This is a genomic window from Streptomyces sp. NPDC090106, from assembly GCF_044747265.1.
Classification (GTDB): Bacteria; Actinomycetota; Actinomycetes; order Streptomycetales; family Streptomycetaceae; genus Streptomyces.
This window is the reverse complement of record NZ_JBIVDS010000005.1, coordinates 274,537-301,432: the sequence shown is the minus strand read 5'-3', so window position 1 is coordinate 301,432 and position 26,896 is coordinate 274,537. Positions and strand designations below refer to the sequence as shown.

The 26,896-nt window shown below is 72.8% G+C and carries 27 protein-coding genes and 1 riboswitch; of the genes, 16 read left to right on the top strand and 11 right to left on the bottom strand.

Features of this window, described 5'->3' with window-relative positions:
* Positions 1-69 precede the first annotated feature (69 nt).
* From ACIPSE_RS18400 to ACIPSE_RS18385, 4 genes are all read left to right on the top strand, one after another.
* Entirely contained in the window at positions 70-678 is a 609-nt protein-coding gene (locus ACIPSE_RS18400) for a beta-class carbonic anhydrase (protein ID WP_401663736.1), read from the top strand.
* 251 nt (positions 679-929) lie between these two features.
* Positions 930-1,952, top strand: coding sequence for an AAA family ATPase (locus ACIPSE_RS18395; protein ID WP_401663734.1), 1,023 nt, complete (start codon positions 930-932; stop codon positions 1,950-1,952).
* Positions 1,952-3,316, top strand: a complete 1,365-nt coding sequence (locus tag ACIPSE_RS18390; RefSeq protein ID WP_401663731.1) for a DUF58 domain-containing protein — start codon at positions 1,952-1,954, stop codon at positions 3,314-3,316. The genes ACIPSE_RS18395 and ACIPSE_RS18390 overlap by 1 nt, the downstream gene beginning before the upstream one ends.
* Positions 3,313-5,697: a DUF3488 and DUF4129 domain-containing transglutaminase family protein gene (locus tag ACIPSE_RS18385; RefSeq protein ID WP_401663728.1), complete on the top strand. Its 2,385-nt coding sequence runs from the start codon at positions 3,313-3,315 to the stop codon at positions 5,695-5,697. The genes ACIPSE_RS18390 and ACIPSE_RS18385 overlap by 4 nt, the downstream gene beginning before the upstream one ends.
* A 148-nt stretch (positions 5,698-5,845) precedes the next feature.
* On the opposite strand, the gene ACIPSE_RS18380 is transcribed toward ACIPSE_RS18385, so the two are convergent.
* The 3 genes from ACIPSE_RS18380 to ACIPSE_RS18370 form a co-directional block, all read right to left on the bottom strand.
* The gene (locus tag ACIPSE_RS18380) at positions 5,846-6,238 is read right to left on the bottom strand and encodes a DUF3040 domain-containing protein (RefSeq protein ID WP_401663726.1); all 393 of its coding nucleotides are present in this window, start codon (positions 6,236-6,238) and stop codon (positions 5,846-5,848) included.
* Between the two features lie 275 nt (positions 6,239-6,513).
* On the bottom strand, positions 6,514-7,290 hold the full coding sequence (locus ACIPSE_RS18375) for a methyltransferase (protein WP_401664451.1): 777 nt from the start codon (positions 7,288-7,290) through the stop codon (positions 6,514-6,516).
* Between the two features lie 171 nt (positions 7,291-7,461).
* Positions 7,462-8,019 carry an SAV_6107 family HEPN domain-containing protein gene (locus tag ACIPSE_RS18370; RefSeq protein WP_401663723.1) on the bottom strand — a complete coding sequence of 186 codons (558 nt, stop codon included), beginning with the start codon at positions 8,017-8,019 and terminating at the stop codon, positions 7,462-7,464.
* Between the two features lie 170 nt (positions 8,020-8,189).
* Between ACIPSE_RS18370 and ACIPSE_RS18365 the strand changes: the two genes are divergently transcribed.
* From ACIPSE_RS18365 to ACIPSE_RS18345, 5 genes are all read left to right on the top strand, one after another.
* Positions 8,190-8,915 (top strand): ATP-binding cassette domain-containing protein, encoded by a 726-nt coding sequence (locus tag ACIPSE_RS18365; RefSeq protein WP_401663721.1) that lies wholly within the window; start codon positions 8,190-8,192, stop codon positions 8,913-8,915.
* A complete protein-coding gene (locus tag ACIPSE_RS18360) occupies positions 8,887-10,971 on the top strand; it encodes a YhgE/Pip family protein (RefSeq protein WP_401663719.1) in 2,085 nt (694 codons plus the stop codon). The genes ACIPSE_RS18365 and ACIPSE_RS18360 overlap by 29 nt, the downstream gene beginning before the upstream one ends.
* 44 nt (positions 10,972-11,015) lie before the next feature.
* On the top strand, positions 11,016-11,633 hold the full coding sequence (locus tag ACIPSE_RS18355; protein ID WP_401663717.1) for a TetR/AcrR family transcriptional regulator: 618 nt from the start codon (positions 11,016-11,018) through the stop codon (positions 11,631-11,633).
* A 414-nt stretch (positions 11,634-12,047) separates the two neighbouring features.
* Positions 12,048-12,662, top strand: a complete 615-nt coding sequence (locus ACIPSE_RS18350) for a DUF4126 domain-containing protein (protein WP_401663714.1) — start codon at positions 12,048-12,050, stop codon at positions 12,660-12,662.
* A gap of 44 nt (positions 12,663-12,706) precedes the next feature.
* Complete coding sequence (locus ACIPSE_RS18345) at positions 12,707-14,200, top strand: phytoene desaturase family protein (protein WP_401663712.1); 1,494 nt, start codon at positions 12,707-12,709, stop codon at positions 14,198-14,200.
* Between the two features lie 55 nt (positions 14,201-14,255).
* On the opposite strand, the gene ACIPSE_RS18340 is transcribed toward ACIPSE_RS18345, so the two are convergent.
* From ACIPSE_RS18340 to ACIPSE_RS18315, 6 genes are all read right to left on the bottom strand, one after another.
* The gene (locus ACIPSE_RS18340) at positions 14,256-15,215 is read right to left on the bottom strand and encodes a hypothetical protein (RefSeq protein ID WP_401663710.1); all 960 of its coding nucleotides are present in this window, start codon (positions 15,213-15,215) and stop codon (positions 14,256-14,258) included.
* 56 nt (positions 15,216-15,271) lie between these two features.
* Entirely contained in the window at positions 15,272-16,195 is a 924-nt protein-coding gene (gene metF, locus ACIPSE_RS18335; RefSeq protein ID WP_401663707.1) for a methylenetetrahydrofolate reductase [NAD(P)H], read from the bottom strand.
* Positions 16,196-16,381: 186 nt separating this feature from the next.
* Positions 16,382-17,029 (bottom strand): thiamine phosphate synthase, encoded by a 648-nt coding sequence (gene thiE, locus ACIPSE_RS18330; RefSeq protein ID WP_401663704.1) that lies wholly within the window; start codon positions 17,027-17,029, stop codon positions 16,382-16,384.
* 154 nt (positions 17,030-17,183) lie between these two features.
* Positions 17,184-17,555 (bottom strand): Rv2175c family DNA-binding protein, encoded by a 372-nt coding sequence (locus ACIPSE_RS18325; protein ID WP_401663702.1) that lies wholly within the window; start codon positions 17,553-17,555, stop codon positions 17,184-17,186.
* Positions 17,556-17,620: 65 nt separating this feature from the next.
* Positions 17,621-18,838, bottom strand: coding sequence for an NAD(P)/FAD-dependent oxidoreductase (locus tag ACIPSE_RS18320; protein WP_401663700.1), 1,218 nt, complete (start codon positions 18,836-18,838; stop codon positions 17,621-17,623).
* Between the two features lie 32 nt (positions 18,839-18,870).
* The gene (locus ACIPSE_RS18315) at positions 18,871-19,221 is read right to left on the bottom strand and encodes a hypothetical protein (RefSeq protein WP_401663698.1); all 351 of its coding nucleotides are present in this window, start codon (positions 19,219-19,221) and stop codon (positions 18,871-18,873) included.
* Positions 19,222-19,272: 51 nt separating this feature from the next.
* Positions 19,273-19,384, top strand: a riboswitch (TPP riboswitch).
* Here ACIPSE_RS18315 and thiO point away from each other — a divergent pair.
* From thiO to ACIPSE_RS18285, 6 genes are all read left to right on the top strand, one after another.
* On the top strand, positions 19,382-20,542 hold the full coding sequence (gene thiO / locus ACIPSE_RS18310; protein ID WP_401663695.1) for a glycine oxidase ThiO: 1,161 nt from the start codon (positions 19,382-19,384) through the stop codon (positions 20,540-20,542). It overlaps the preceding riboswitch by 3 nt.
* Positions 20,539-20,739 (top strand): sulfur carrier protein ThiS, encoded by a 201-nt coding sequence (gene thiS / locus ACIPSE_RS18305; protein WP_401663693.1) that lies wholly within the window; start codon positions 20,539-20,541, stop codon positions 20,737-20,739. Before thiO ends, thiS begins: the two co-directional genes overlap by 4 nt.
* A 3-nt stretch (positions 20,740-20,742) precedes the next feature.
* Positions 20,743-21,564 carry a thiazole synthase gene (locus tag ACIPSE_RS18300; RefSeq protein ID WP_401663691.1) on the top strand — a complete coding sequence of 274 codons (822 nt, stop codon included), beginning with the start codon at positions 20,743-20,745 and terminating at the stop codon, positions 21,562-21,564.
* A 117-nt stretch (positions 21,565-21,681) separates the two neighbouring features.
* The gene (pknB, locus tag ACIPSE_RS18295) at positions 21,682-23,610 is read left to right on the top strand and encodes a Stk1 family PASTA domain-containing Ser/Thr kinase (RefSeq protein ID WP_401663689.1); all 1,929 of its coding nucleotides are present in this window, start codon (positions 21,682-21,684) and stop codon (positions 23,608-23,610) included.
* A gap of 90 nt (positions 23,611-23,700) precedes the next feature.
* On the top strand, positions 23,701-24,570 hold the full coding sequence (locus tag ACIPSE_RS18290) for a deoxyribonuclease IV (RefSeq protein ID WP_401663687.1): 870 nt from the start codon (positions 23,701-23,703) through the stop codon (positions 24,568-24,570).
* A gap of 73 nt (positions 24,571-24,643) precedes the next feature.
* On the top strand, positions 24,644-25,141 hold the full coding sequence (locus ACIPSE_RS18285; protein WP_401663685.1) for a DUF4396 domain-containing protein: 498 nt from the start codon (positions 24,644-24,646) through the stop codon (positions 25,139-25,141).
* A 12-nt stretch (positions 25,142-25,153) separates the two neighbouring features.
* Here the strand turns inward: ACIPSE_RS18285 and ACIPSE_RS18280 are convergent, their stop codons facing one another.
* On the bottom strand, positions 25,154-25,786 hold the full coding sequence (locus ACIPSE_RS18280) for a sulfite oxidase-like oxidoreductase (RefSeq protein ID WP_401663683.1): 633 nt from the start codon (positions 25,784-25,786) through the stop codon (positions 25,154-25,156).
* 174 nt (positions 25,787-25,960) lie between these two features.
* Here ACIPSE_RS18280 and bfr point away from each other — a divergent pair, with 174 nt between their 5' ends.
* On the top strand, positions 25,961-26,440 hold the full coding sequence (gene bfr, locus ACIPSE_RS18275; RefSeq protein WP_401663680.1) for a bacterioferritin: 480 nt from the start codon (positions 25,961-25,963) through the stop codon (positions 26,438-26,440).
* Between the two features lie 23 nt (positions 26,441-26,463).
* Here the strand turns inward: bfr and ACIPSE_RS18270 are convergent, their stop codons facing one another.
* Positions 26,464-26,697, bottom strand: a complete 234-nt coding sequence (locus tag ACIPSE_RS18270; RefSeq protein WP_401663677.1) for a bacterioferritin-associated ferredoxin — start codon at positions 26,695-26,697, stop codon at positions 26,464-26,466.
* Positions 26,698-26,896: the final 199 nt, after the last annotated feature.

Sequence of the window (26,896 nt, the reverse complement as noted above, 5' to 3'; positions counted from 1 at the left end):
GGCGGCGGGAAATCACCCGGTCGGCCGCACCCCGATCACCCCTGTGGCTTACCTCACAAAGAGGACGTGATGACGCTCTTTTTCCCTTCTCACCGCAGGACCGGATCGGCTGTGACCAGTAACGTCGTGTCTATGACGACTTCCGCATCAGCTACCACCGCGTCTGAAGGCGCCATAAGCGTCGACTCCGTCACCGACCGCCTGGTCTCGGCCAACGAGCGGTACGCCTCCGAGTTCACCGACCCGGGCATGGACGCCCGCCCGGTCCTCCACGTCGCGGTCGTCGCCTGCATGGACGCACGCCTCGACCTGCACAAGGCGCTCGGCCTCGAACTCGGCGACTGCCACACCATCCGCAACGCGGGCGGCGTCGTCACCGACGACGTGATCCGCTCGCTCACCATCAGCCAGCGCAAGCTCGGCACCAGCAGCATCGTCCTGATCCACCACACCAACTGCGGCCTGGAACAGATCACCGAGGAGTTCCGCACCGACCTGGAGATGGAGGTCGGCCAGCGCCCGGCCTGGGCCGTGGAGTCCTTCCGCGACGTCGACCAGGACGTACGGCAGTCCATGCAGCGGGTGCGCACCTCGCCGTTCCTGCTGCACAACGACGACGTGCGCGGCTTCGTCTTCGACGTGAAGACGGGTCTGCTGCGCGAGATCGACCCCGCCTGACCGGCTCCCGGGCCACCCGCGAAGCTGTCGTTCTGCTGTTGATTTCCGATTCCGGGGTACCCAAAAGGTCGCAAGCCCTGACATATCGCTGCCAGTTGTCCACAGGCGAGTGACACGAATCGGTAACGGCAGCAAGAATGCGGGGGTGGACGTCGCGTGGAACCTTTTCCGCGCGGTGTCCGTGATTCGGGGTGGGCCGGTCCGCAACGCAGAGCGTCGGCCCGGAGAAAGAACGGGCCGAGGAGGGCCGGGTGACGACCTATGACGATCGAGCGAGCCTCACTGATCTGACTGCCACTGTGGAGCGCGTCCGCAGTTCGGTGGAGGGTGTGATCGAGGGCAAGCCCGAGGTCGTACGGCTTTCGCTGACCGTACTGCTCGCCGAGGGGCATCTTCTGATCGAGGATGTCCCCGGCGTCGGCAAGACCATGCTGGCCAAGGCACTGGCGCGGTCCATCGACTGCTCGGTGCGACGGATCCAGTTCACGCCCGACCTGCTGCCCTCGGACATCACCGGTGTGTCCATCTGGGACCAGCAGCGCCGGGACTTCGAGTTCAAACCGGGCGCCATCTTCGCGCAGATCGTGATCGGCGACGAGATCAACCGCGCCTCGCCGAAGACCCAGTCCGCGCTGCTGGAGTCCATGGAGGAGCGCCAGGTCACCATCGACGGGCAGACCTACGAGCTGCCGAGCCCGTTCATGGTGGTGGCCACGCAGAACCCGGTCGAGATGGAGGGCACCTACCCGCTGCCGGAGGCCCAGCGCGACCGCTTCATGGCACGCGTGTCCATCGGCTACCCGAGCGCCGAGGCCGAGCTGCAGATGCTCGACATCCACGGCGGGGCGAGCCCCCTGGACGACCTCCAGCCGGTGGCGCACGCGCACGACATCGTGAAGCTGGTCGACGCGGTGCGCGGCGTCCATGTCGCCGACTCGGTGCGCCGCTACGCGGTGGACCTGGTCGCGGCCACCCGCAGCCACCCCGACCTCAGACTCGGCGCCTCCCCGCGCGCGACGCTGCATCTGCTGCGCGCGGCGAAGGCGTCCGCCGCCCTCAGCGGCCGGGACTACGCGCTGCCGGACGACGTGCAGGCGCTCGCCGTCGCCGTCCTCGCGCACCGGCTGCTGCCCACCGCGCAGGCCCAGCTCAACCGGCGCACCTCCGAGCAGGTCGTGCAGGAGATCCTCCAGCGCACCCCGGTGCCGCAGCAGCAGGGCGGCCTGGGTCTGGGCACCCAGGCCTTCGGCCAGCAGCCGCCGCGGAGGCTGTGATGACCACCGCCACCGGGCCGGGCCAGAGCGAGGCCGACCGGGGCGACAAGGGCGGGGTGCGCACCGCGCTGGCCGGACTGACCACCCGCGGCCGGTCCTTCCTGGCCGCGGGCATAGCCGCCGCCATCTGCGCGTACGTGCTGGGGCAGAGCGATCTGCTCCGGGTCGGCCTGCTGCTGGCCGTGCTGCCCCTGGTCTGCGCCGGCGTCCTCTACCGCACCCGCTACCGGGTCGCGGGCAGCCGCCGGCTCTCCCCCGCGCGGGTGCCCGCCGGCAGCGAGGCCCGCGTCCATCTGCGGATGGACAACGTCTCCCGGCTGCCCACCGGCCTGCTGATGCTCCAGGACCGGGTGCCCTACGTGCTGGGCCCGCGCCCCCGCTTCGTGCTGGACCGGGTCGAGCCGGGCGGCCGGCGCGAGGTGTCCTACCGGGTCCGCTCCGACCTCAGGGGCCGCTACCCGCTGGGCCCGCTCCAACTGCGCCTGACGGACCCGTTCGGGATGTGCGAGCTGACCCGGTCCTTCTCGACGCACGACACCCTCACCGTCATCCCGCGCGTGGAGTCCCTGCCGCCGGTGCGGTTCAGCGGCGAGGCCAAGGGCTACGGCGACGGACGGCAGCGCTCGCTGGCACTGGCCGGCGAGGACGACGTCATCCCGCGCGGGTACCGCTACGGCGACGACCTGCGCCGGGTGCACTGGCGTTCCACCGCGCGCTACGGCGAGCTGATGGTGCGCCGCGAGGAGCAGCCCCAGCGCGCGCGGTGCACGGTGCTGCTGGACACCCGGGGCCTCGCCTTCCACGGCGCCGGGCCCGACTCGGCCTTCGAGTGGGCGGTCTCGGGCGCCGCGTCGGCCCTGGTGCACATGCTCGAACGAGGCTTCTCCGTACGGCTGCTGACCGACACCGGCAGCTCGGTGCCGGGCGAGGGCGCGGACGGGTTCGCGGGCGCGAGCCAGGAGTCGGCGGACGCGGCCGGGCTGATGATGGACACCCTCGCGGTGATCGACCACTCCGACGGCACCGGTCTGTCCCGCGCGTACGACGTGCTGCGCGGCGGCAACGAAGGGCTGCTGGTCGCCTTCCTCGGCGACCTCGACGAGGAACAGGCCGCGGTGGCCGCCAAGATGCGCCAGCGCAGCGGGGGCGCGGTCGCCTTCGTCCTGGACAGCGGCGGCTGGGGCCGGGAACCGGCCGACGGACTCGTTCCGCCGGACAGACGCGAGGAGCGGTTGCGGATGCTGCGTGAGGCGGGCTGGACGGTGCTGGGCGTGCCGCGCGGCTCCTCCCTGACGGACCTGTGGCGCCAGGCGGACCGGGAGCGCGCCGGTATCGGCGCGGCGGGCGAGGGGGCACCGGCATGAGCGGGAGGGCACGACTGGCGCTGTTCGCCTGGGCCGCCACCCTGATGGCGTCCTGCGCGCTGCTTCCCCTGGTCGAACCGGCCACCTGGATCCTCCAGGCGGCCCTGATGCTCGGCGTGCAGTCGCTGGTGGGCGCGGCGACCCGGCGGGTGCCGCTGGCCAGGCCGCTGACGGTGGCCTCGCAGGCCCTCGTCACGCTGATGATGCTGACCCTGGCCTTCGCCCGGGAGCAGGCGGTCGCCGGGCTGGTGCCGGGCCCCGAGGCCTTCACGCACTTCGCCGAACTGCTGCGCCAGGGCGGCGACGACATCGCGCGGTACGCCATCCCGGCGCCGCTGGAGTCCGACGGCATCCGGCTGATGATCCTCGGCGGGGTGCTGGTCATCGGGCTCCTGGTGGACACCCTCGCCGTGACGTTCCGCAGCGCGGCGCCGGCCGGACTGCCGCTGCTCGCGCTGTACTCGGTGGCCGCGGGGCTGTCCGACGGCGGCGCCGACTGGCTGTGGTTCCTGGTCGCGGCGGCCGGCTATCTGATGCTGCTCCTCACCGAGGGCCGCGACCGGCTCTCCCAGTGGGGCCGGGTCTTCGGCGGGGCGCCCCGCACGCCCGGTGGCGAGTCGGCGGCGGTGGCCCCGGTCCGCACCGGGCGCCGCATCGGCGCGGTCGCGCTCGGCATGGCCCTGGTGGTCCCGGCCGCGCTGCCCGCGATGAACGGCGGCCTGCTCGACGGCACCGGCGCGGGCGTGGGCGGCGGCGACGGCAGCGGGGGCACGATCTCCGCGGTCAACCCGCTGGTCTCCCTGCGCGACAACCTCAACACGGACGAGGACCGCGAGGTCCTGTCCCTGCGCACCCAGCCGGAGGACTCCGGGGGCCTGTACCTGCGGATCGTCTCCCTGGACGACTTCGACGGCACCACGTGGAAGCCGTCCCGGCGCAGTATCGAGAAGGTCCCGGAGCAGTTCCCCACCCCGATCGGCCTCGGCCCGGACATCCGGCGCGGCGAGATCACGACGCGGGTCTCGGCCGCCGGCTGGTACCGGCAGGACTGGCTGCCGATGCCGTACCCGCCGAGCAGTGTGGACGTCGACGGCGACTGGCGGTACGAGCCCGAGGGCATGACGCTCGTCGGCGACCACGACCAGACCACGGGCGGCGCGGCGTACGAGGTCAAGAGCCTGGTGGTGGAGCCGACCGCGGAGCAGCTGGCGGCGGCCCCGGAGGCACCCGTGGCGCTGCGCCGGGAGTACACCGAGGTGCCGAAGTCGCTGCCCGCGGTGGTGGCGAGGACGGCCGAGCAGGTCACCGAGGGCTCCGCGAACCACTACGAGGAGGCCGTCAAGCTCCAGGACTACTTCTCGCTGACCGGCGGCTTCCAGTACGACACGCAGGTGCAGGTGGGTTCGGGGCCGCAGGCGATCGCCCGGTTCCTCAAGGACAAGCAGGGCTTCTGCGTCCACTTCTCCTTCGCGATGGCGGCGATGGCCCGCACCCTGGGCATCCCGGCGCGGGTCGCGGTGGGCTTCGCGCCGGGCACCCCGCAGGCCGACGGTTCGGTGTCGGTGGGGCTGCGCGACGCGCACGCCTGGCCGGAGCTGTACTTCGAGGGCGTCGGCTGGACCCGCTTCGAGCCCACCCCGACCCGGGGCACGGTGCCGGAGTACACCCAGACGGACACCCCGAGCAGCACCCTGCCCGACACGGGACGCCCGTCGTCCGCGGCGAGCACGGCGCCCTCCACGGCCCCGTCGGCCAGCGAGAGCTGCACGGCGGAGCAGAAGAAGCTGGAGGCCTGCCCGAGCGAGTCCGCGGCGGCGGCGCTGACCGGGGGCGGTGACGGACCGAAGTGGTATCTGGCGCTGGCGTGGGCGCTCGGTGGTCTCGCCGCCCTGGCGATCCCCCTGGCACCCGCCCTGTGGCGGGCCAGGACCCGGTCCGTGCGACTGGGCGCGCACGGCAGGAGCGAGGCCGACGTGCCCGCGCACACGCTGGCGGTCTGGCTGGAACTGACGGACACGGCCTGGGACTTCGGTATTCCGCCGGACGACTCGCAGACGCCGCGCAAGGCGGCGGCGCGGATCGTCCGCCTGGGCCATCTCGACCCGGGGGCGGCGGCGTCGGTGCACCGGGTGGCGGACGCCGTGGAGCAGGTCCTGTACGCGCCGCACCCCCGCCCCACGGCGGGGCTCGCGGAGGACGTCCGCCGTGCCGCCGCCGGACTGCGCGGCACGGTGCCGCGCGGGACCCGGCTGCGCGCGGTGCTCGCGCCGCGTTCGACCGTCCGGGTGGTGTGGGCGGTCTCCGAGTGGTGGACCGGTGTGAAGGCACGGGCCACCGCGGCCCGGCCGACGCTGCGCAGGCCGTCGGGGCAGCGGAGCTGAGGACGCGCGAAGGGCGCCCCCTGGGCAGGGGGCGCCCTTCGCATGCCGTGCCATGCCTTGCGAACGTGCCCGGACGGTGAACGGGCGTGCGTGAGGGGGTGACCACCCGGTCGGTGGTCACCCCCTCAGCCGTCAGCCTGGGGTGGAGCTAGTGGCCCTGCTCGTCACGGCGCCGCTGCCAGCGCTCTTCGATACGGTCCATCATGGAGCGCTTCTGCCGTCCCTGACGGCGCGCGTGCGGGGCACCGGCGGCGGGCTGCTCGCCCGGCTTGGGTGCCTTGCGCCAGCCGGTCACAGCGAGTACCGCACACCCCAGCATGACGAGGAATCCCACCACGCTGAGCCAGACCTGCTTGGCGACCATTCCTGCCATGAGGAGCGCGATACCTACGAGGAAGCCCGCGACCGCCTGGTAGACCCGTCGCCGGGTGTACGTGCGCAGCCCGCTTCCCTCAAGCGCTGTCGCGAACTTGGGATCTTCGGCGTACAGCGCTCGCTCCATTTGCTCGAGCATTCGCTGCTCGTGCTCCGAGAGCGGCACGGAGTCCTCCTCATCGTGCAGTCGCCGGGGCGACTAGGGGGTCCCTTCAGGATAGGCAGGGAATCGCCCCCGTGAAACCCGCCCCTCTACGCCAATAGGCCAACCGGAATCCGCCATGAACACTCCGGCCGCTGAATCCTGCATTCCCCAGCAGCCGTCCCGTCATGCCGGGCGGTCTCCCTCGATCATACGGCGCCGGGCGCTGGATCGGGGGGCCTGTGGCGTACTCCATCTGCACCCAACTCCCTGATCAGCGCCCCACCAGGGGAAGGCTCTCAGACCTCCTGGGTCCCCCGGGTCTCCGCGAGCACATGAAGCTGTGTGGCCACGGAGTGGAACGCGGCGAGCTCGGCCGCGGCCTCCTCCAGCTTGAGCAGTGCCTCCAGGGCGCCGGGCTCGGTGTCCACCAGCACCCCGGGGACGAGGTCGGCGAAGATCCGCACGCCGTGCACGGCGGTGACGCCGAGGCCCGTCGCCTCGACGAGTCCGGTGAGCTGCTCGGTGGTGAAGCGGTGCGGTACGGGGTCGCCCTCGCCCCAGCGGCCGTTCGGGTCGTCGAGGGCCTGCCGGGCCTCCTTGAAGTGCCCGGCGAGGGCGCGGGCGAGCACGGCGCCGCCGAGTCCGGCCGCGAGGAGGCTGAGGACGCCCTCGGAGCGCAGGGCGGCGACCACGTTGCGGACACCCTCGGCGGGGTCGTCGAGGTACTCCAGGACGCCGTGGCACAGCACCGCGTCGAAGCCGCCGCGCTCGACCACGTCGAAGAGGCCGTGGGCGTCGCCCTGGACGCCCTTGACCCGGTCGGCGACGCCGGCCTCGGCGGCGCGGCGCTCCAGGGCGAACAGCGCGTTGGGGCTGGGGTCGACGACGGTGACCCGGTGGCCGAGGCGGGCGACGGGCACCGCGAAGTTGCCGCTGCCGCCGCCGGTGTCGAGGACGTCGAGCGACTCCCGGCCGGTGGCCTTCACCCGGCGTTCGAGGGCCTCCTGGAGGACCTCCCACACGACAGCGGTGCGCAGGGAGGAGCGAGGGCGGGGGGAGGCGGGAGGACGCATCGGGTCCGACACGGCAGTTGACTCCTCGGCGCGGCACCGCCTCTTGCGACGGCGGAGCGAACGGGCGGCCTCCCCGGCCGGGGTCCGGATGGAGAGGCCCTCAGGCGTCTCCACCCTATTGCCTTCGGCCCCTGGCCCGGTCACCACCGTGCGGCGGCCGGACCCGGCGTCTCATCCCGCGTCGGGCATGCCCGGGTCGGCGGCCTCCTTCCCGCCCGGGTCCTGGCGGGGCTGGGGCAGGACGGGCTGGAGGACCAGCATCCGTTCGACCAGGCGCAGGAACATCGAGACGTCGCGGACGAGGTCGTCGGCGTCGCGGCGGCTGGCGGCGCCCTGGATGCCGGCCTCGGCGCGGGCGCGGCGGGTGGCCCCGGCGGCGAAGAGCGCGCTCCACTCGGTGAGCTCGGGGGCGATCTCGGGGAGCACTTCCCAGGCGCTCCGTATGCGGGCCCGGCGGCGCGGGGAGGGTTCGGGCCGGCCGCGTGCGGCGAGCACGGCGGCGGCGGTGCGCAGGGCGGCGAGGTGGGCGATGGCGTAGCGCTCGTTCGACGTCTCGAGGACCGTTGCCTCGTCCAGGCCCGCGCGGGCCTGGGCGAGCAGTTCGAGGGCGGCGGGCGGTGCCGAGGAGCGGCGCAGCACGGGGTGCACGTCGCTCGCGGGACCGGTCGGTGAGGGGGCAGGGCCGGTGGCGCGGCGCCGGTGGGCGGCTGCTGCGTGATAGCTGGCCATGACGAACCTCCTGTCGTCTGCGTAACGGCTTCCTCACGCGAGGTGCCGTATGTGCCCATCGTGAGGTATGGCACTGACAATCCGTTCTGACCTGCCCTTTTGCTTCGCACGAAGGTTCGCGTTAGTTTTTGCACTGACCAGTCAGTTCAAAAAAATTCAGGGGGTGGGCTGTGGGCGGAGTGCCCGTCACGGCCGAGGGGCTCGGGCTCAAGGGGCCCCGGGGCTGGGCGTTCCGGGGGATCTCCTTCGCGGCGGAGCCCGGTGCGCTGATCGCCGTCGAGGGGCCCTCGGGGTCCGGCCGCACCTGTCTGCTGCTCGCGCTCACCGGCCGGATGCGCACGACCGAGGGGACGGCGGCCGTGGGCGGGGCCCGGCTGCCCGAGCGGCTGACCGCCGTGCGCCGGGTGAGCGCCCTGGCCCATGTCGCCGGGGTCACCGACCTGGACCCGGCCCTGACGGTCGGCGAGCACCTGCGCGAACGCGCGCTGCTCCAGCGCCGGTTCGGCGACTCGCTGCGCGGGCTGCTGCGGCCCCGTGCCGAGCGCGCGCAGGAGGCGCGGCTGCGGATCGACCGCGCGCTGGACGCCGCCGGTCTCGACCGGGAGTCGCTGCCCAAGGGCTCGCGGACCGCCGTACGGGATCTGGAGCGGCTGGAGGCGGTGCGGCTGTCGATCGCGCTCGCGCTGATCGGGCGTCCGGCGCTCCTCGGGGTCGACGACACCGATCTGAAGCTGTCCGACGCCGAACGGGCCGAGGTCTGGGCGCTGCTGCGGTCGCTCGCGGACGCCGGGACGACGGTCGTCGCCGTGTGCGGCGAGGCCCCCGAGGGCGCTCTGGCCGTGTCCACCGAACCGAAGGAGAAGGCCGATGCGCTCGCCGCGACTGGCCGCGCTTGAGCTGAGGCGCTTCGGGCGCGGGAAGCTGCCGCGGGCCGCCCTGGTGGCACTGCTGTTGCTGCCGCTGCTGTACGGCGCTCTGTACCTGTGGTCGTTCTGGGACCCGTACGGACGGCTCGACCGCATCCCGGTGGCCCTGGTGAACGCCGACACCGGCGCGCGGGCCGACGGGAAGCGGATCGCCGCCGGTGCCGAGATCACCGAGGGGCTGCGCGACAGCGACGTCTTCGAGTGGCACGAGGTGAGCGCGGCGGACGCGCGCGCGGGCGTGGAGGACGGCAGGTACTACCTGTCGCTGACCGTCCCGGCCGACTTCAGCGAGCGGATCGCGTCCAGCGCGGGCGACTCCCCCGAGACGGGCGCCCTCCAGGTGCGCACGAACGACGCCAACAACTACATCGTCGGGCAGATCTCCCGGACGGTCTTCAGCGAGGTGCGCCAGGCCGCCTCCAGCAAGGCCGCGCGGTCCTTCCTAGACCGGATCTTCATCTCGTTCTCCGACATCCACGGCGCGACCGTGAAGGCGGCCGAGGGCGCCGACAAGCTGGAGAGCGGCGCGGGCAAGGCCGAGGACGGGTCCAAGGACCTCGCCGACGGCCTGAAGGACGCCAAGAGCGGCAGCGCCAAGCTCTCCAAGGGCGTCAGGAAACTCCACAAGGGCGCGGGCGACCTGGAGGACGGCTCGCAGCAGGTCGCCGAGGGCACCCAGACGCTCGCCGACAAGGTCAACGGGGTCGCCGCGAAGGTCGGCCCGTTCCTGGAGGACAACGAGAAGACGATCGGCGACACGGCCCGGCTCGTCGCCGACTCCACGCAGGCGATCCGCGACAACCTCGACGTCCTCGTCAAGACCGCCCCGGTCGCCGCCGAGGGCGCCCGGACCGCCTCCGACACCCTGGCCGGCGTCTACACGCGGCGCTGCGAGGACCCCGTACTGCCCGACGCGGCCTGCGCGGACCTGAAGAAGGCGCGGGACGCGGCCGAGGACGTGGCGACGGTCGCCGAGGACGTGAACACGCTCGTCGGGGACCAGCACGGCGACCTGAAGACGCTCGACGAGAACCTGGCCGCGCTGCAGAAGCAGGCCGAGGCCCTCGCGAAGCGCGCGCCGCATCTGTCCGAGGACCTGGACGACGCCGTCGCGAAGATCAACGCCCTGAACGAGGGCGCCGGGAAGGTCGCCGCGGGCGCCGAGAAGCTGCACACGGGGCTCGGCACGGCCAAGGACGGCGCCAAGGAACTCGACACGGGCGTCGGGAAGCTGAAGACCGGCGCCGAGGACCTCAGCAGCGGCCTGTTCAAGCTCGTCGACGGCTCCGGACAGCTCTCCGACGGGCTGCACGACGGCGCCGAGCGGATCCCCGACTACGACGAGAGCGACCGCGACCGGCGCACCGCGGTGATGGCCGACCCCGTCCGGCTGGCCTCCAGCGATCTGCACAAGGCGCCCAACTACGGCACCGGCTTCGCCCCGTACTTCATCCCGCTGTCCCTGTGGGTGGGCGCGATGGTGGCGTACATGCTGATCGCGCCGATGAACCGGCGGGCCCTCGCGGCGGGCGCCTCCGCCTGGCGGATCGCGCTCGCGGGCTGGCTTCCGGTGGTGGCCGTCGGGGTGCTCCAGACGGTGGCCCTGATGTCGGTGCTGCACTGGGCGATCGGGCTCCAGATGGTCCGCGCGACCGGGACGGTGGGCTTCCTGTTCCTCGTCGCGGCGTGCTTCGCGGCGATCGTGCAGTGGCTCAACGCCCGCTTCGGGGCGGCCGGCCGGATTCTCGTGCTGGCCTTCCTGATGCTCCAGCTGACGTCCGCGGGCGGCACGTATCCCGTGCAGACCAGCCCGGCCTTCTTCAACGCACTGCACCCGTTCCTGCCGATGAGCTACGTCGTGGAGGCGCTGCGCCGGCTCATCACGGGCGGGGGGCTCGCTCCGGTGTGGCACGCGTGCGTGGTGCTCACCGCGTTCACGGCGGGGGCGCTCGCGCTGACCGCGCTGTCGGCCCGCCGCCGCCAGGTGTGGACGCTGGACCGGCTGCATCCGGAGCTGAGCCTGTGACCTCGCGGACCGGGGGCGGTGCCGTTGCTGTGAGAATCGGGGCCATGGAAAGCAGCAGCGGCAGCACGCGCCGCGAGGCCACCCGGCAGAAGCTCTACGAAGCGGCCGTCACGCTCATCGCGGAGAAGGGCTTCTCCGCCACCACGGTCGACGAGATCGCCGAGCGGGCCGGGGTCGCGAAGGGCACGGTCTACTACAACTTCGCGAGCAAGTCCGTCCTCTTCGAGGAGCTGCTGCGGCACGGCGTGGGGCTCCTCACGGCCTCGCTGCGCGAGGCGTCGGAGGGGACGGCCAGGGACGGCGGCAGCCGCACGGACGCCCTGGACGCGATGATCCGCGCCGGTCTGGTCTTCATCGACCGCTACCCGGCCTTCACCCAGCTCTACGTGGCCGAGCTGTGGCGCACCGGCCGGGCCTGGCAGTCCACGCTCCTGGTGGTGCGCCAGCAGGCCGTGGCGGTCGTGGAGGACGTCCTGCGCGAGGGCATCGCGACCGGCGAGTTCCACGAGTCGATCGACGTCTCGCTGACGGCGTCCGCGCTGGTCGGCATGGTGCTGGTGGCGGCCCTGGACTGGAAGGCGTTTCAGCCGGAGCGGACCCTGGACGACGTGCACGCGGCGCTCTCGCGGCTGTTGCAGGGGCGGGTCAGCGGCCGTCACTGAGCGGGCCTCGGTGACTGGACTTCGCGTGAGCGGGCGGCGGCCCGGGGGGAGCACGGGAAAGCGCCGGTCCGCCGTGGCCGCGTCCCCCGCGGGCCACCTCGAACCGGCGCCTTCCCGTGCTCCCCCGTTCCCCCGTACTCCCCCGTTCGGTCGTTCCCCCGAGTTCCCCCGGTCCCCCGTGCCTCGCTCCCGCCGGCGGTCGGCCGGCGGAAGGAGCGGATCCGGGGAGGCTCCGTTCCGGCGCCCCGTGTCGCCGGTACCGGGGCCTTGCCCCTTCTCCGTGCCTCCACCTTCTCGTCCGCGCAGGTCGGCCCCCATCCGCGCGCGTACTCATCTCTCGCCCTAGGTACGGCTACTCAGGAGTACGCGCTCACCCCCAGGACGGCCGGTCGCCGACTGGTTACGATCGCGTCCGTGTCCGTACTCCCCCTCGTCTTCACCAGCGGCTGGGCCAGCGGCATCAACGCGTACGCGGTGGTGCTGCTGCTGGGCGTGTTCGGCGCCACCGGACTGAGCGACGACGTCCCCGAGACCCTCCAGCGCCCTGAGGTCCTCGTCACAGCGGCCGTGCTGTTCGCCTGCGAGGCGGTCGCGGACAAGATCCCGTACCTCGACTCGGCGTGGGACTCCGTCCACACGGTGATCCGGCCCGTCGCGGGCGCCTGGGTGGGGGCCCTGCTCGCCGGTCAGAGCGGTTCGCTGAACGACGTGGCCGCCGGTGTCCTCGGCGGTTCCACGGCGCTGGCCAGCCACGCCGTCAAGACCGGGACGCGGATGGCGGTCAACACCTCGCCGGAGCCGTTCAGCAACGTCGTCGTCAGTCTCGCCGAGGACCTCGGTGTCGCGGGCGTCGTCACCTTCGCGATGTTCCACCCGGAGGCGGCGGCGGTCATCGCGGCCGTCCTGCTGGTGGCGGGACTGATCGTGCTGTACCTCCTGGTCTCCCGGATCCGGCGGTTCCTGCGCCGCAGGGCCCAGCGCCGGGAGGAGAGACGGCTGGCGGGCCGGGCCGGAGGGCCTCCCGGCTGACCTGGGCGACCTGACTGTCAGTGGCGGCCGATACAGTCCCTGGCATGGCACGGATTGCGGTGATCGGCGCCGGCATGGGCGCGATGGCGACCGCTGCCCGGCTGGCCGTCGCGGGCCACCGGGTGGCGGTGTACGAGCGGACGGACACGTACGGCGGCGGGGTGCGCCGCTTCGAGCGCGACGGCTTCGCCTTCGACACCGGCCCGGGCCTGCTCCCCCTGCCCGCGGTCCACCGCGACCTGTTCGTCAAGACCGGCAAGGAGCCGCTGGAGTCGGTCGTCGAGCTGGTCCAGGTCGACCCCTCCGCGCGGCATCTGTTCGCCGACGGCACCGAGGCCGCCCTGCCCAACGCCTCGCGCGCGGGCGTGGTCGCGGCGCTGGACGACGCGCTCGGCGCGGGCCTCGGCGCCCGCTGGGGCGACTTCCTGGTCCGGGCCCGCGAGGCCTGGGACCGCACCCGCCGACCGCTCCTCGAAGAGCCCCTGTGGCCCAACTGGGAGGTGCTCGCCGACCGCGAGCCCTACCCGGCGGTCCCGCACAAGAAGCTGCTGCGCACGCGGCGGGCCGGCACCCTCGCCGAGATCGGCGCCTGGGAGCTGCGCGACCCCCGGCTGGCCGCCCTCCTCGACGGCTACGCGCTGGCGCACGGCCTCGACCCGCGGGTCACCCCGGCGAGCGCGGCGGTCCTGCCGTATCTGGACCACGCCTTCGGCACCTGGTACGTCCGGGGCGGCGTCCGGGAGCTGGCGCGCGCGGTGCACGAGCGGTGCGTGGCCCGCCGGGTGGAGTTCCGCTTCGGCGCCGAGGTCACCCGGGTGCTGGAGAAGGACGGGCGGGCGGCCGGGCTGGAACTGGCCGGCGGCGAGGTGGTGGAGGCGGACTTCGTCGTCGCCGGTGTCGCGCCCGGCGTGCTGGAGGGCCGGATGCCGGACACGGCGCTCCGGGCCGGGGCCGAGGTGCCCGCCCGCGGCGGACTGCCCAGCCGGGCCACGGTCCTGCTGGCGCTGCGCGGAGGACGACCGGCGGGGACGGCGCACCGGACGGTCGTGCACACGGCGGACCGGGAGCGGGAGCTGGAGGCGGTGTTCGGGTCGCCCTCGTCACCGGCCCCGGGCCCGACCCTGACGGTGCTGCGCCCCGGTGACCCGGCGTCGGTCCCGGACGCGGACCACGAGGCGGTCACGCTCACCGCGACGGTGCCCGCCGGGGCGGCGCTCCCGGACGGGTACACGGACGAGCTGATCACCGTCGCCGAGCGGGCCGTGCCCGGTCTGCGCGAGCGGCTGCTGTGGCACGAGACGCGCGCCCCGGCCGACATCGCGCGGGAGACGGGCGCCGAGGGCGGAGCCGTTCCGGCACCGTCGCTCGCCGCGGCCGGGGGGCGGCTGCTGCACCCGTCGAACAGCACCGCGCTGCCGGGTCTGTTCACCGTGGGCGGCTGGTCCCACCCCGGCGGCGGACTGCCGCACGCGGGCATGTCGGGTGCGCTGGTGGCGGGGCTGATCGTGGAGGGCCCGGAGTTCCGCGGCTCCCAGTGAGCGGCGGCCCGTGCCCGTGAGGTGACGAGGTGACCGGGGCGGCGCCCGGCGTGGCTCAGAAGCGGTACTGCTGCTCGTCGTAGCCGTTGCCCTGCTGGCCGTTGCCCTGGTACGGGTACGGCTGCTCGGGCGGGAGTTCGCCGTTGTAGGCGTCGTCGGTGGAGCGCTGCTGGGGGACCCAGACACCGCCGGGCGGGGTCTCGCCGCCGTAGACGGGGTTGCCGTACTGGTCCTGGCCGTAGGACTGCTGGTCGTACTGCTGCTGCCCGCCGTACGAGGCGTCGTAGCCGCCGTCGTAGGTCTGGGTGCCGATGTACGGGTCGGAGTAGGCGGCGTACTGCTGCTGTCCGGCCATGTCGTAGCCGTACTGCTGCTGGTCGTAGCCGGTGTTGTTGTAGCCGTCGTAGCCGTACTGCTGCTGGTCGGAGCCCTGGGCGGCGCCCGCGTACTGGTCCTGGTACGAGGTGTCGGCCGACGGCGTCGCGTACGAGGCGTCGCGGTACACGCCGTAGGAGCCGGTGTCGTCGGGGATGGGCTGGGGCTCGTAGACGGCGGTGCCCCCGGCGGGGGTGGCGTCGGCCGGGCGGGCCGGGGTGAAGACGTCGTCGCGCTCGTACTCGTCCTGGCCGAAACCGGCGGACTGCGGACGGTCCTGGCGGAAGCCGTCGTCGTAGCCGGAGTCCGTCGACTCCAGGTCGGAGACCTCCAGGGTGGGGTCGGCGTACTCCTCCTCGCGGCGGCGCTTGCTCGCGCCGAGGCCGCCGGCGGAGACGGCCCAGCCCTGGGCGAAGCCGCGGCGGAAGGAGAGCGTGACGTAGGTCTGGCCGACCGCGAAGGCTACGGCGCCGAGGCCGATGACGACGACCGACGGGATCAGGACACCGAGGACCACACCGACGAAGCCGGCGAAGGCGAGCAGCCTCCAGCGCAGGCGCGCCTTGTACTGCAGCAGCACCTCACCGAGCAACCACAGCGCGACGATGCCGAACGCGATGTAGAGGACCGTCCAGCCCATGTACGCCCCTCTCCCAGTGACCGCTACGCAGTGTGTCGTACATCCGTGCGGCCGGTCTAGGTCTGCGGTGGGTGGTGCAGACCCAGGTTCTCGTAGATTTCCAGTGTCGCCGTCGAGTTGTTGAGCGTGATGAAGTGCAAGCCGGGCACTCCCTCGGCCAGCAGGCGCGCGCAGAACTCCGTGGCGAACTCGATGCCCATGGAGCGTACAGCGGCCGGATCGTCTTTCGCTGTGAGGATCCGCTCTTTCAGGGCGTCCGGGAAGGCGGCGTTGGTGAGGGACGGGATGCGTTCCAGCGTCCTCACGCTGCCGATCGGCATGATCTCCGGGATGATCGGCGTCGCGCACCCGGCGGCGGCGACCTTGTCGCGAAGCCGCAGGTAGTCCTCGGGTTGGAAGAACATCTGGGTGATCGCGTAGTCGGCGCCGGCCCGGCACTTGTCGACGAAGTGGCGTACGTCGGCGTCCCACGCGGCGCTGCGCGGATGCATCGCGGGGAAGGCCGCGACGCCGACGCAGAAGTCCCCGGAATTCTTGATGAGTTCAACCAGCTCGGCGGCGTACGTCAGCCCCTGGGGGTGCGGCACCCAGTCGCCCATCGGGTCGCCGGGCGGGTCGCCGCGCAGCGCGAGCATGTTGCGGATCCCGGCGTCGGCGTACTGGCCGATGATGTTGCGCAGGTCGGCCACCGAGTGGTCGACGGCGGTGAGGTGCGCGATGGGCGTGAGCGTGGTGTCGGAGGCGATCGCCTCGGTCGCCTTGACCGTGCCCGCGCGGGTGGAGCCGCCGGCGCCGTAGGTGACGGAGACGAAGTCGGGGGCGACGGCCTCGACCCGGCGCAGCGCGTTCCACAGGTTCCGTTCGCCCTTGGGGGTTTTCGGGGCGTAGAACTCGAACGAATACGTCGTCTTGCCGGTCGCGAGCATGTCGCGCACGGTGCGGGCGTGATCCGACCTGGTGGATGCGGTGCCGAGGGCCATACCGGCAGGTTAGCCAGGGGGCGTCGGTCCCCCAACCGGATCACTGAAATTTGCCCGTTTTGTCGACTTGTTGTCCACCCCTCGGACACCCGGACGGACCAATGGAGACCGCGCGGAGGCGGCACGGAGGCGGCGCGGAGGCCGCAGGGAGCCGGCCCGCCCGGTCCTGGGCGGTTCACGCGCGGGTCACATGCCCCGCACCCGCTTCGCGAACTCCGCCGCCGCCGCGCCCGGGTCGGCCGCCTCCGTGATGGCCCGGACGACGACGACCCGGCGGGCGCCCGCGTCGAGGACCTCGTCGAGGTTGCCGAGGTCGATGCCGCCGATGGCGAACCAGGGGCGGTCGGTGCCGAGGGCGGCGGTGTACCGGACCAGACCGAGGCCGGGGGCGTGGCGGCCGGGCTTGGTGGGGGTGGGCCAGCAGGGGCCGGTACAGAAGTAGTCGACGCCGTCCTGGACGGCCGCCGCCGCGGCTTCCGTCTCCGCGTGCGTGGAGCGGCCCACGAGGACGCCGTCGCCGAGGATCGCCCGCGCGGCGGGGACGGGCAGGTCGCCCTGGCCGAGGTGGAGCACGGCGGCCCCGGCGGCGTGGGCGACGTCCGCGCGGTCGTTGACGGCGAGGAGCTTGCCGTGCCGGGCGCAGGCGTCGGCGAACACCGCGAGGTGCTCCAGCTCCTCGGCCGCCTCCATGCCCTTGTCGCGCAGCTGCACGATGTCGACCCCGCCCGCCAGGACGGCGTCCAGGAACTCGGGGAGGTCGCCCTGACGCCGGCGGGCGTCCGTGCAGAGGTAGACGCGGGCGTCGGCGAGGCGGGCGCGGGCGCTGTCGGTCATGAGATCCCCCGGGGTCGGTGGCGTACGAGCCAGCCCACCCTACGACCCGCGGTGCGGGCAGCCGCGGCCGTGTTCCGCACGGCCGCGGGTCACTGCCGCGGGGCCGCCCGTCGCTCCTGACGCGCGGGCGGTCGTGCGTGTCGGCTCGGCCGGGTCAGACGGCGAGCGCCTGGGCGCGGCGCTTCACCTCCGTGCCGCGGTTCTCGCTCAGGGCCTGGGCGGGCGTGCCCGGCAGGCTGTCGTCGGGAGTGAAGAGCCACTCCAGCATCTCTTCGTCCGTGAAGCCGTCGTCCCGCAGGAGCGTCAGGGTCCCGACGAGGCCCTTGACGACCTTCTGCTCGACCCCGTCGATGAAGGCGGCGGGGACGTGCAGCGCGCGGTTCTCACCCCGGCGCACGGCGATGAGCTGGCCGTCCTTGACCAGCTGGCGCACGCGCGTCACCTCGACGTCGAAGATCTCGGCGATGTCGGGGAGGGTGAGCCAGGCGGGGACGAGAGCATCGGTCTTTGCGTCAATCTCGGTCACGGCATCAAGCGTGCCATCTAGGACTGACAGCCGGAAGCCGGACCCCCTCCACCTGCGGTTTCCCGTTAGGCCACGGCGGTCTTCAGGGGCTTGGCCGGGTCCGTGAGGAGTTCCGCGTCCAGGGACGTGCCCGCCTCGATCAGGCGCCGTCCCTGGGCCAGGTCGCGGGGCCGGCCGACCGCGAGGAGGGCGACGAGCCGTCCCTCGCGCAGCCAGCAGACGGTCCAGGCGGGGCCGGAGGGGTCGCCGCGCCACAGGACCGTGTCGCCGGGGGTGTGGTGGCCGGCGTACTGGACGAAGCGGCCGAACTGCTCGGACCAGAAGTACGGGACCGGGTCGTAGACCTGGGGCGTCTCGCCGACGATGTTGGCGGCGACCGTGCGCGGGCCCTGGAGCGCGTTGTCCCAGTGGTGGACCAGGAGCCGCTCGCCGTACCGGCCCGAGGGGAAGGAGGCGCAGTCGCCGACGGCGTAGACGTCGGGGACCGAGGTGCGCAGGCCGTCGTCGGCGACGACCTCGCCGTGGGCGCCGAGCGCGATGCCCGAGCCGGTCAGCCACGCGGTCGCGGGGCGGGCCCCGATGCCGACGACGACGGCGCCGGCCGGCAGCCGGGTGCCGTCGGCGAGGAGGACCTCGCCGGGCACGACGCGCTCCACGCGCGCGTGGGTGCGCAGGGTGGCGCCCGCGTCGGCGTACCAGGACGTCATCGGCGCGGCGACCTCGGCGGGCAGGGCCCCGGCGAGCGGCCGGTCGGCGGCCTCCACGACGGTGACCGCGCAGCCCGCCTCGCGCGCGGCGGTGGCGAACTCGGCGCCGATCCAGCCCGCGCCGACGACCACGATGTCGTGCTGCCGGGCGAGCACGGGGCGCAGCCGTTCGGCGTCGTCCAGGGTGCGCAGCAGGTGGACGCCGGGCACGCCCTCCGTGCCGGGCAGCCGGACCGGTTCGGCACCGGTGGCGAGGACCAGCACGTCGTACGGGAACACCCCCTCGGAGGTGTCCAGTTCGCGGGCGTCCGGGCGGACGCCGAGCACCTCGACGCCGAGCCGGAGTCCGATGCCGAGCGCCTCGAAGTCGATGTCGAAGGCGGACCCCTCGGCCTTGCCGAGGAGGACGGCCTTGGACAGGGGCGGCCGGTCGTAGGGCTGATGGGGTTCCGCGCCGATCAGGGTGATCGTGCCGGTGAACCCCTGTTCGCGCAGGGCCACGGCGGTCTGGACGCCGGCCATGCCCGCGCCGACCACCACCACGTGCCGCTGCGACCTCGTCGTCTGCTCGCTCACCGGATCACCATAGACACCTGACAATTTGTCAGTCAGCGGCCGTGCACCGTGACCTGCTCCACAACGCTGGTCCCGCTGCCCCGCTGCGACTCCCACTCCCAGCTCTCCTCCAGCCGCAGCCTGCCGTCGGCGAGCTCCACCACGAGGGACACGCAGTGGCCGGAGGAGGTCGTCCCGTCGGTCTTGAGCTGCACGTACCGGAAGTCGAGCCGGTCGCCCTGACGGGTGCCGACCAGATGCCCGCGCACCACGTCGCCGCCCTCGTACTCGGCCCAGATCTCGCCGTCCTTCTCGTGGTACGTGAACCGGGTGCGGGTCCCCACCTGACCTGGGGCCTGGTCGGCGACGGGGGCGAGGACGAGGCCGTCCAGCGAGCGGGGCATGACGGAGGGCTCCTTACGAAGGCGCGAAACCACGGGCTAGGGTGGCCAACGTAGAGCACTCGCGGGAGCCCGGACGCACCGGGCTGAGAGGGAGGCTGGCGGCCTCCGACCGTACGAACCTGATCCGGGTCATGCCGGCGAAGGGAGGGGCTGGACGCCCATGTCCTCACGTACGTCAGACGTCCTCGTCGTCGGGGGCGGGATCATCGGGCTCGTGACGGCCTGGCGGGCCGCGCAGCGCGGTCTCGCCACGGCCGTCGTGGACCCCGAGCCGGGCGGCGGGGCCGCCCGGGTGGCCGCCGGGATGCTGGCCGCCGTCACCGAACTGCACTACGGCGAGCAGACCCTGCTCGGCCTGAACCTGGCCTCGGCGCGCCGCTACCCGCGGTTCGCGGCCGAGCTGACCGACCTGACCGGGCACGACCTGGGCTACCGGCGGTGCGGCACGCTCGCGGTCGCCCTGGACGCGGACGACCGCGCCCATCTGCGGGAGCTGCACGCCCTGCAACGGGACTCGGGGCTCGACTCCGAGTGGCTGTCGGGGCGCGAGTGCCGGCGCCTGGAGCCGATGCTCGCGCCCGGGGTGCGCGGCGGGCTGCGGGTGGACGGCGACCACCAGATCGACCCGCGGCGGCTCACGGCGGCGCTGCTGGCCGCGTGCGAGCACGCGCGCGTGGTCTTCCACCGCACCTGGGCCGAGCGGCTGGACGTCGTCCGGGACCGGGCCGCCGGGGTCACCACCGCGGACGGCACGCGGCTGGCCGCGCACCAGGTCGTGCTGGCCGGGGGCAGCCTCAGCGGGCGGCTGGCCGGCGTCCCCGGTGCCGTCGTGCCGCCCGTGCGCCCCGTGAAGGGCCAGGTGCTGCGGCTGACGGTGCCCGCGCGGTACGCGCCGTTCCTGAGCCGCACCGTGCGGGCCGTGGTGCGCGGCGGCCAGGTCTATCTGGTGCCCCGCGAGAACGGCGAGCTGGTCGTCGGCGCGACCAGCGAGGAGCTCGGCTGGGACACGACGGTGACCGCGGGCGGCGTCTACGAGCTGCTGCGCGACGCGCACGAACTGGTCCCGGGGATCACGGAGCTGCCGCTGACCGAGACCCGCGCGGGGCTGCGACCGGGCTCCCCCGACAACGCTCCCCTGCTCGGCCCGACCGAGCTGCCGGGACTGCTCCTGGCCACCGGCCACCACCGCAACGGCGTGCTGCTCGCGCCCGTCACCGGCGACACGCTGGCGCACGCCCTGGTCACCGGTGAACTGACCGACGAGGCGCGCCCGTTCACCCCGCGGCGGTTCTCGGCGAGCCTCACGGAGGCGCCCGCGTGAACATCTCCGTCAACGGACGCCCGCGCGACGTCGCGCCCGGCACGGCCCTGGACAGCGTCGTGCGCTCCCTCGCCCCGGCGCCCTCCGGGGTGGCCGCCGCCCTCAACGAGACCGTCGTCCCGCGCGCCCAGTGGCCCTCGACCCCGCTGTCCGACGGCGACCGCGTCGAGATCCTCACCGCAGTCCAAGGAGGCTGACCCATGGCCGACGATCCCTTCGTCCTCGGCGGTACGGCGTTCTCGTCCCGGCTGATCATGGGCACCGGCGGCGCGCCCAGCCTGGACGTGCTGGAGCGGGCCCTGATCGCCTCGGGCACGGAGCTGACGACGGTCGCGATGCGCCGCGTCGACCCGTCCGTGCACGGCTCGGTGCTCTCGGTGCTGACCCGGCTCGGCATCCGGGTGCTGCCCAACACCGCGGGCTGCTTCACCGCCGGTGAGGCCGTGCTGACCGCCCGTCTCGCGCGGGAGGCGCTCGGCACGGACGTGGTGAAGCTGGAGGTCATCGCCGACGAGCGGACCCTGCTGCCCGACCCGATCGAGCTGCTGGACGCCGCCGAGACCCTGGTCGACGACGGCTTCACGGTGCTGCCGTACACCAACGACGACCCGGTGCTGGCCCGGAAGCTGGAGGACGTGGGCTGTGCGGCGATCATGCCGCTGGGCTCCCCCATCGGCTCCGGGCTGGGCATCCGCAACCCGCACAACTTCGAGCTGATCGTCGGGCACGCGCGCGTGCCGGTGATCCTGGACGCGGGCGCGGGGACCGCCTCGGACGCGGCGCTGGCGATGGAGCTGGGCTGCGCCGGGGTGATGCTCGCCTCGGCGGTGACCCGGGCGCAGGAGCCGGAGCTGATGGCGCACGCGATGCGGCACGCGGTGGAGGCGGGCCGGCTGGCACACCGGGCGGGGCGCATCCCGCGGCGGCACTTCGCGCGGGCGTCCTCGCCGCACGAGGGGCGGGCCCGGCTGGATCCGCACGACGAGCGGGCCCGGCCGGATCCGGAACGCCCGGCTTTCTGAACGTATGTTCGACCGATGTCCGCGACTTTGCGACGTCCGTCACAGGTCGGCTGCAACTGAGCCCTTATCTCGGCCGAACCGGATGGGCTGTCAGTGTCGGCTCGTACACTCACCTGCGTGGATACGACCCTTCAGGACCCATTGGTCGGGCAGGTGCTCGACGGCCGCTATCGCGTGGAGGCGCGGATCGCGGTCGGCGGGATGGCCACGGTCTACCGGGCCGTGGACACCCGCCTCGACCGCGTGCTCGCGCTGAAGGTGATGCACCCGGGCCTCGCGGCCGACGCCTCGTTCGTGGACCGGTTCATCCGCGAGGCCAAGTCCGTCGCCCGGCTCGCCCACCCCAACGTGGTGCAGGTCTTCGACCAGGGCACGGACGGGTCGTACGTCTATCTGGCGATGGAGTACGTCGCCGGCTGCACCCTGCGGGACGTGCTGCGGGACCGCGGCGCGCTCCAGCCGCGGGCCGCGCTCGACATCCTGGAACCGGTGCTGGCCGCGCTCGGCGCCGCGCACCGGGCCGGGTTCGTGCACCGCGACATGAAGCCGGAGAACGTGCTGATAGGGGACGACGGCCGGGTCAAGGTCGCCGACTTCGGCCTGGTCCGCTCGGTCGACACGGTGACGAGCACCACCGGCGCCGTCCTCGGCACGGTCGCCTACCTCGCCCCCGAGCAGATCGAGAACGGCACCACCGACACCCGCGTCGACGTGTACGCGTGCGGTGTCGTGCTGTACGAGATGCTGACCGGCGAGAAGCCGCACGACGGCGACTCCCCCGCCGTGGTGCTCTACAAGCATCTGCACGAGGACGTCCCGCCGCCCTCGGCGATCGTGCCGGGGCTGGCCTTCGCGCTGGACGAGCTGGTCGCGGCGGCCACGGCCCGCACCCCGGACGTCCGCCCCTACGACGCGGTGGCGCTGCTGGCGCTGGCCCGCGAGGCGCGCGCCGGGCTCAGCGGGGACCAGCTGGACGCGGTGCCGCCGCAGGCCCTGTCGGCGCAGCACAGCACCGCCGAGGACCGCACCAGCGTGATCCCGCGCTCGCTCACGGTCCCGCGTCTGCTGCCGGTCAACGAGGACGAGCCGGAGGAGGGGGTCCATCGCACGAGCCGTTTGGCGAGCCCGCCGCCCCCGCCGCGCCGGCGCCGTTCGGGTCCCTCGCCGCGCGGGCCGCTCGCGGTCGTCGTGGCGCTGCTGCTGATCCTGGGCGTGGGCGCCGGGGTCTGGTACATCAACTCCGGCCAGTTCACCAAGGTCCCGGCGCTGATCGGGAAGACCGAGGCGCAGGCCGAGGACCGGCTGAAGGAGGCGGGTCTCGACGTCGGCGACGTCGAGCACGCCTACAGCGACACCGTGAAGCGGGGCCGGGTCATCAACTCCGACCCGACGGTGGGCACCCGGATACGGAACAACGACTCGGTGACACTGACCGTCTCCGACGGCCCCGAGACGGTGAAGCTGACCGACCTCAACGGCTACCGCCTGGACAAGGCGCGCGCCCGGCTCAAGAGCGACGGGCTGGAACCGGGCATGGTGACCCGGGAGTTCAGCGACGACGTCATCAAGGGCTTCGTGATCCGCACCGACCCCGAGGCGGGCACCACGCTGCGTTCCGGTGCGGCCGTCGCCCTGGTCGTCAGCAAGGGCAGCCCGGTCGAGGTCCCGGACGTGACGGGGGCGAGCCTGGAGGACGCCAAGGCGGAGCTCGCCGAGTCGGGGCTCAAGGTCAAGGTCGCCACCGGGCGGGTCAACTCCGAGTTCGAGGCGGGCCAGGTCGCCACGCAGTCCCCGGAGGGCGGCGGCGAGGTCGCCGAGGGCGACACGGTCACGCTGACGGTCTCCAAGGGACCCGAGATGGTCGAGGTCCCGGACGTGGTCGGCGACAAGGTCGACGACGCCAAGGCCGAGCTGGAGGCCGCCGGGTTCCAGGTCGACGAGGACCGCGGCCTCCTCGGGCTCTTCGGCGACACCGTCAAGGGCCAGTCCGTGGACGGCGGGGACACCGCGCCCAAGGGATCGACGATCACGATCCGGATCCGCTGACGGATCCGCCGACCCGGACCCGCCGGCGCCCGGACCCACCGGCCCGGATCCGCCGACGGGGCGGGTCCGGGGCCATGACACCCTTTGCGGGTGACCAGCGAGCGACTGCGCAACCCCGTCGGCGGCCATGTGCCCGTGGCCGGCGGCCTGAACTCCGTGGGCCTGGCCTACGCCCGTGAACTGAAGGCCGAGACCGTCCAGGTCTTCGTCGCCAACCCGCGCGGCTGGGCCACCCCGACCGGGAACCCGCGCCAGGACGAGGAATTCCGCGCGGCCTGCGCCGAGGAATCGATCCCGGCGTACGTGCACGCCCCGTATCTGATCAACTTCGGCTCCCACACCGAGGCGACCGTGGAGAAGTCGGTCGAGTCGCTGCGGCACTCCCTGCGGCGCGGCCGGGAGATCGGGGCGCTCGGCGTGGTCGTGCACACCGGCAGCGCGACCGGCGGCCGGGAGCGGTCGGTGGCCCTGGCGCAGGTGCGTGCGCGTCTGCTGCCGCTGCTGGACGAGCTGACCCATGACGACGACCCGTTCCTGCTCCTGGAGTCCACGGCGGGCCAGGGCTCCTCGCTCTGCTCGCGCACCTGGGACTTCGGGCCGTACTTCGAGGCGCTGGACTCCCATCCGAAGCTCGGGATCTGCCTGGACACCTGTCACATCTTCGCCGCCGGGCACGACCTGACCGGCCCGGCCGGGATGCACCAGACGCTGGACCTGCTGGTGGACACCGTCGGCGAGGGCCGGCTGAAGCTGATCCACGCCAACGACTCCAAGGACGTCGTCGGCGCCCACAAGGACCGGCACGAGAACATCGGCGCCGGCCATATCGGCGAGGACCCGTTCCGGGCCCTGATGACCCACCCCGCCACCGAGGGCGTCCCGCTGGTCATCGAGACGCCGGGCGGGAAGGAAGGGCACGCGGCGGACGTGGAACGACTCAAGAAGCTGCGCGACGACTGACACGGGGAATACCCCAGGGGGGTATACGGTTCCTGTCTGGAGCAGGAACCGTCACCCGGCATTGGGGGCCGCCATGACACACGAGCACGGACACACGCACCAGCCCGGACCCGACCACGGGCACGTGCACTCGCCGGACAGCGGCTGGAGCACGGCCGTCCAGGCCACCCTGCACTGCCTCACCGGCTGCGCCATCGGCGAGGTGCTCGGCATGGTCATCGGCACCGCGCTGGGCTGGGGCAACGTCCCGACGACGGTCCTCGCGATCGTCCTCGCCTTCTTCTTCGGCTATTCGCTCACCCTGCGCGGGGTCCTGAGGGCGGGCCTCGGCCTGCGGGCCGCCGTGAAGGTGGCGCTGGCGGCGGACACACTGTCGATCGCCGTGATGGAGCTGGTCGACAACGGTGTGATTGCGCTGTGGCCCGGGGCGATGGACGCGCAACTGGACGACGTCCTGTTCTGGGGCGCGCTGGCCGTCTCGCTGGCGATCGCGTTCGTGGCGACCACCCCGGTCAACAAGTGGATGATCGGCCGCGGCAAGGGGCACGCGGTGGTGCACCGGTACCACTGAGCCCGCGGCGGGCTACAGCTCGGGGCCGTCCCCCGGGCCCTCCTGGTAGGAGTAGCGCTGCTCCCGCCAGGGGTCGCCGATGTTGTGGTAGCCGCGCTCCTCCCAGAAGCCCCGGCGGTCGGCGGTCATGTACTCGACGCCGCGGACCCATTTGGGGCCCTTCCAGGCGTACAGATGCGGGACGACGAGGCGGAGCGGGAAGCCGTGTTCGGCGGTGAGCAGCTCGCCGTCCTTGTGGGTGGCGAAGATCGTGCGCTCGGCGGCGAAGTCCGCGAGGCGGAGGTTGGAGCTGAAGCCGTACTCGGCCCACACCATCACATGGGTGACGGCCGGGGCGGGCGGGGCGATCTCCAGGAGGGTGCGGGCGGGGACGCCGCCCCACTCGGCGCCGAGCATGCTGAACTTCGTCACGCAGTGCAGATCGGCCACCACGCTGGTGTGCGGCAGGGCCGAGAACTCCTCGTGGTTCCAGCAGCTCTTCTCGCTGTCCGCGGTGGCGCCGAAGACGCGGAACTCCCAGCGTTCGGGGCGGAACTTGGGGACGGGTCCGTAGTGGGTGACCGGCCATCCGCGCTGCATTCGCTGCCCCGGCGGAAGCTCGAAGTGTGCTGTTTCCCCACTCTCTCGTTCCACCGGCTGACCCATGACTCCATCCTGACAGACCCGGAGCGGTGCACCTGACCAGCTCCACCATGAACCGCCTCAAATCGGACTAAGCATGTACTTACTTAGTAAGCGCAGACTTACTGGACGATCTTCTTCGGCGGTGCAATCATGCGGCGCAACCTGGCAGTCACCCCTTTGGAAGGAGCCTCTGCGATGCAGGGCGACCCCGAGGTCATCGAATTCCTCAACGAGCAGCTCACGGGCGAGCTCACCGCGATCAACCAGTACTTCCTGCACGCCAAGATGCAGGAGAACTTCGGCTGGACGAAGCTCGCGAAGTACACCCGGCACGAGTCGTTCGACGAGATGAAGCACGCCGAGGTCCTCACCGACCGGATCCTGTTCCTGGAGGGGCTGCCGAACTACCAGCGCCTGTTCCACGTCCGGGTCGGACAGACGATCAAGGAGATGTTCGAGGCCGACCGGCAGGTCGAGGTCGAGGCCATCGACCGCCTCAAGCGCGGTATCGAGGTGATGCGCGCCAAGGGCGACATCACGTCGGCGAACATCTTCGAGTCGATCCTGGAGGACGAGGAGCACCACATCGACTACCTCGACACCCAGCTGGAGCTCCTGGAGAAGCTCGGCGAGGCGCTGTACATCGCGCAGCTGATCGAGCAGCCGGAGAGCTAGGACCCGGTCCGCCGGGACAGGCCCTAGGCCGCCTCGTCGAGCTCGGCGAGGACCGGCTGGCCCTGGTCCGCGAGCTCACGCCGCGGACAGGCACCCCGGCCCAGGATGGCCTGAATGCGCCGGACGCAGGAACCGCAGTCCGTGCCCGCCTTGCAGGCGGAGGCTATCTGGCGGGGGGTGCAGGCGCCGGCCTCCGCGTGCTTCTTCACCTGCTGTTCGGTGACACCGAAGCAACTGCAGACGTACACGCGGTTCACCTCCCGGCGGGATCGATCAGTGGTGCCGTCCCGATTGATCGGTGAGGCTAACCTAACCTTACCCGCCGTTCGGCCGGCCCAAAAGTGGAGTGGGGGGGGGGGGGGGGTTGTTGGCCGCCCCCCCCCCAAGGCGCGGAACCGGGGGGGCCCCGCCCGGGCCCGGGAGTCTCGGGGGCCGCGGCCCCCCCGGCGCGGCCGA

Excerpts from the sequence above, each read along its gene's own strand:
- ACIPSE_RS18400 (WP_401663736.1), top strand. The coding sequence starts at position 70 with ATGACGCTCTTTTTCCCTTCTCACCGCAGGACCGGATCGGCTGTGACC.
- ACIPSE_RS18390 (WP_401663731.1), top strand. The coding sequence starts at position 1,952 with ATGACCACCGCCACCGGGCCGGGCCAGAGCGAGGCCGACCGGGGCGAC.
- ACIPSE_RS18385 (WP_401663728.1), top strand. The coding sequence starts at position 3,313 with ATGAGCGGGAGGGCACGACTGGCGCTGTTCGCCTGGGCCGCCACCCTG.
- ACIPSE_RS18375 (WP_401664451.1), bottom strand. The coding sequence starts at position 7,290 with ATGCGTCCTCCCGCCTCCCCCCGCCCTCGCTCCTCCCTGCGCACCGCT.
- ACIPSE_RS18370 (WP_401663723.1), bottom strand. The coding sequence starts at position 8,019 with ATGGCCAGCTATCACGCAGCAGCCGCCCACCGGCGCCGCGCCACCGGC.
- ACIPSE_RS18360 (WP_401663719.1), top strand. The coding sequence starts at position 8,887 with ATGCGCTCGCCGCGACTGGCCGCGCTTGAGCTGAGGCGCTTCGGGCGC.
- ACIPSE_RS18355 (WP_401663717.1), top strand. The coding sequence starts at position 11,016 with ATGGAAAGCAGCAGCGGCAGCACGCGCCGCGAGGCCACCCGGCAGAAG.
- ACIPSE_RS18345 (WP_401663712.1), top strand. The coding sequence starts at position 12,707 with ATGGCACGGATTGCGGTGATCGGCGCCGGCATGGGCGCGATGGCGACC.
- ACIPSE_RS18340 (WP_401663710.1), bottom strand. The coding sequence starts at position 15,215 with ATGGGCTGGACGGTCCTCTACATCGCGTTCGGCATCGTCGCGCTGTGG.
- metF (WP_401663707.1), bottom strand. The coding sequence starts at position 16,195 with ATGGCCCTCGGCACCGCATCCACCAGGTCGGATCACGCCCGCACCGTG.
- thiE (WP_401663704.1), bottom strand. The coding sequence starts at position 17,029 with ATGACCGACAGCGCCCGCGCCCGCCTCGCCGACGCCCGCGTCTACCTC.
- ACIPSE_RS18315 (WP_401663698.1), bottom strand. The coding sequence starts at position 19,221 with ATGCCCCGCTCGCTGGACGGCCTCGTCCTCGCCCCCGTCGCCGACCAG.
- thiO (WP_401663695.1), top strand. The coding sequence starts at position 19,382 with ATGTCCTCACGTACGTCAGACGTCCTCGTCGTCGGGGGCGGGATCATC.
- ACIPSE_RS18300 (WP_401663691.1), top strand. The coding sequence starts at position 20,743 with ATGGCCGACGATCCCTTCGTCCTCGGCGGTACGGCGTTCTCGTCCCGG.
- ACIPSE_RS18285 (WP_401663685.1), top strand. The coding sequence starts at position 24,644 with ATGACACACGAGCACGGACACACGCACCAGCCCGGACCCGACCACGGG.
- ACIPSE_RS18280 (WP_401663683.1), bottom strand. The coding sequence starts at position 25,786 with ATGGGTCAGCCGGTGGAACGAGAGAGTGGGGAAACAGCACACTTCGAG.
- bfr (WP_401663680.1), top strand. The coding sequence starts at position 25,961 with ATGCAGGGCGACCCCGAGGTCATCGAATTCCTCAACGAGCAGCTCACG.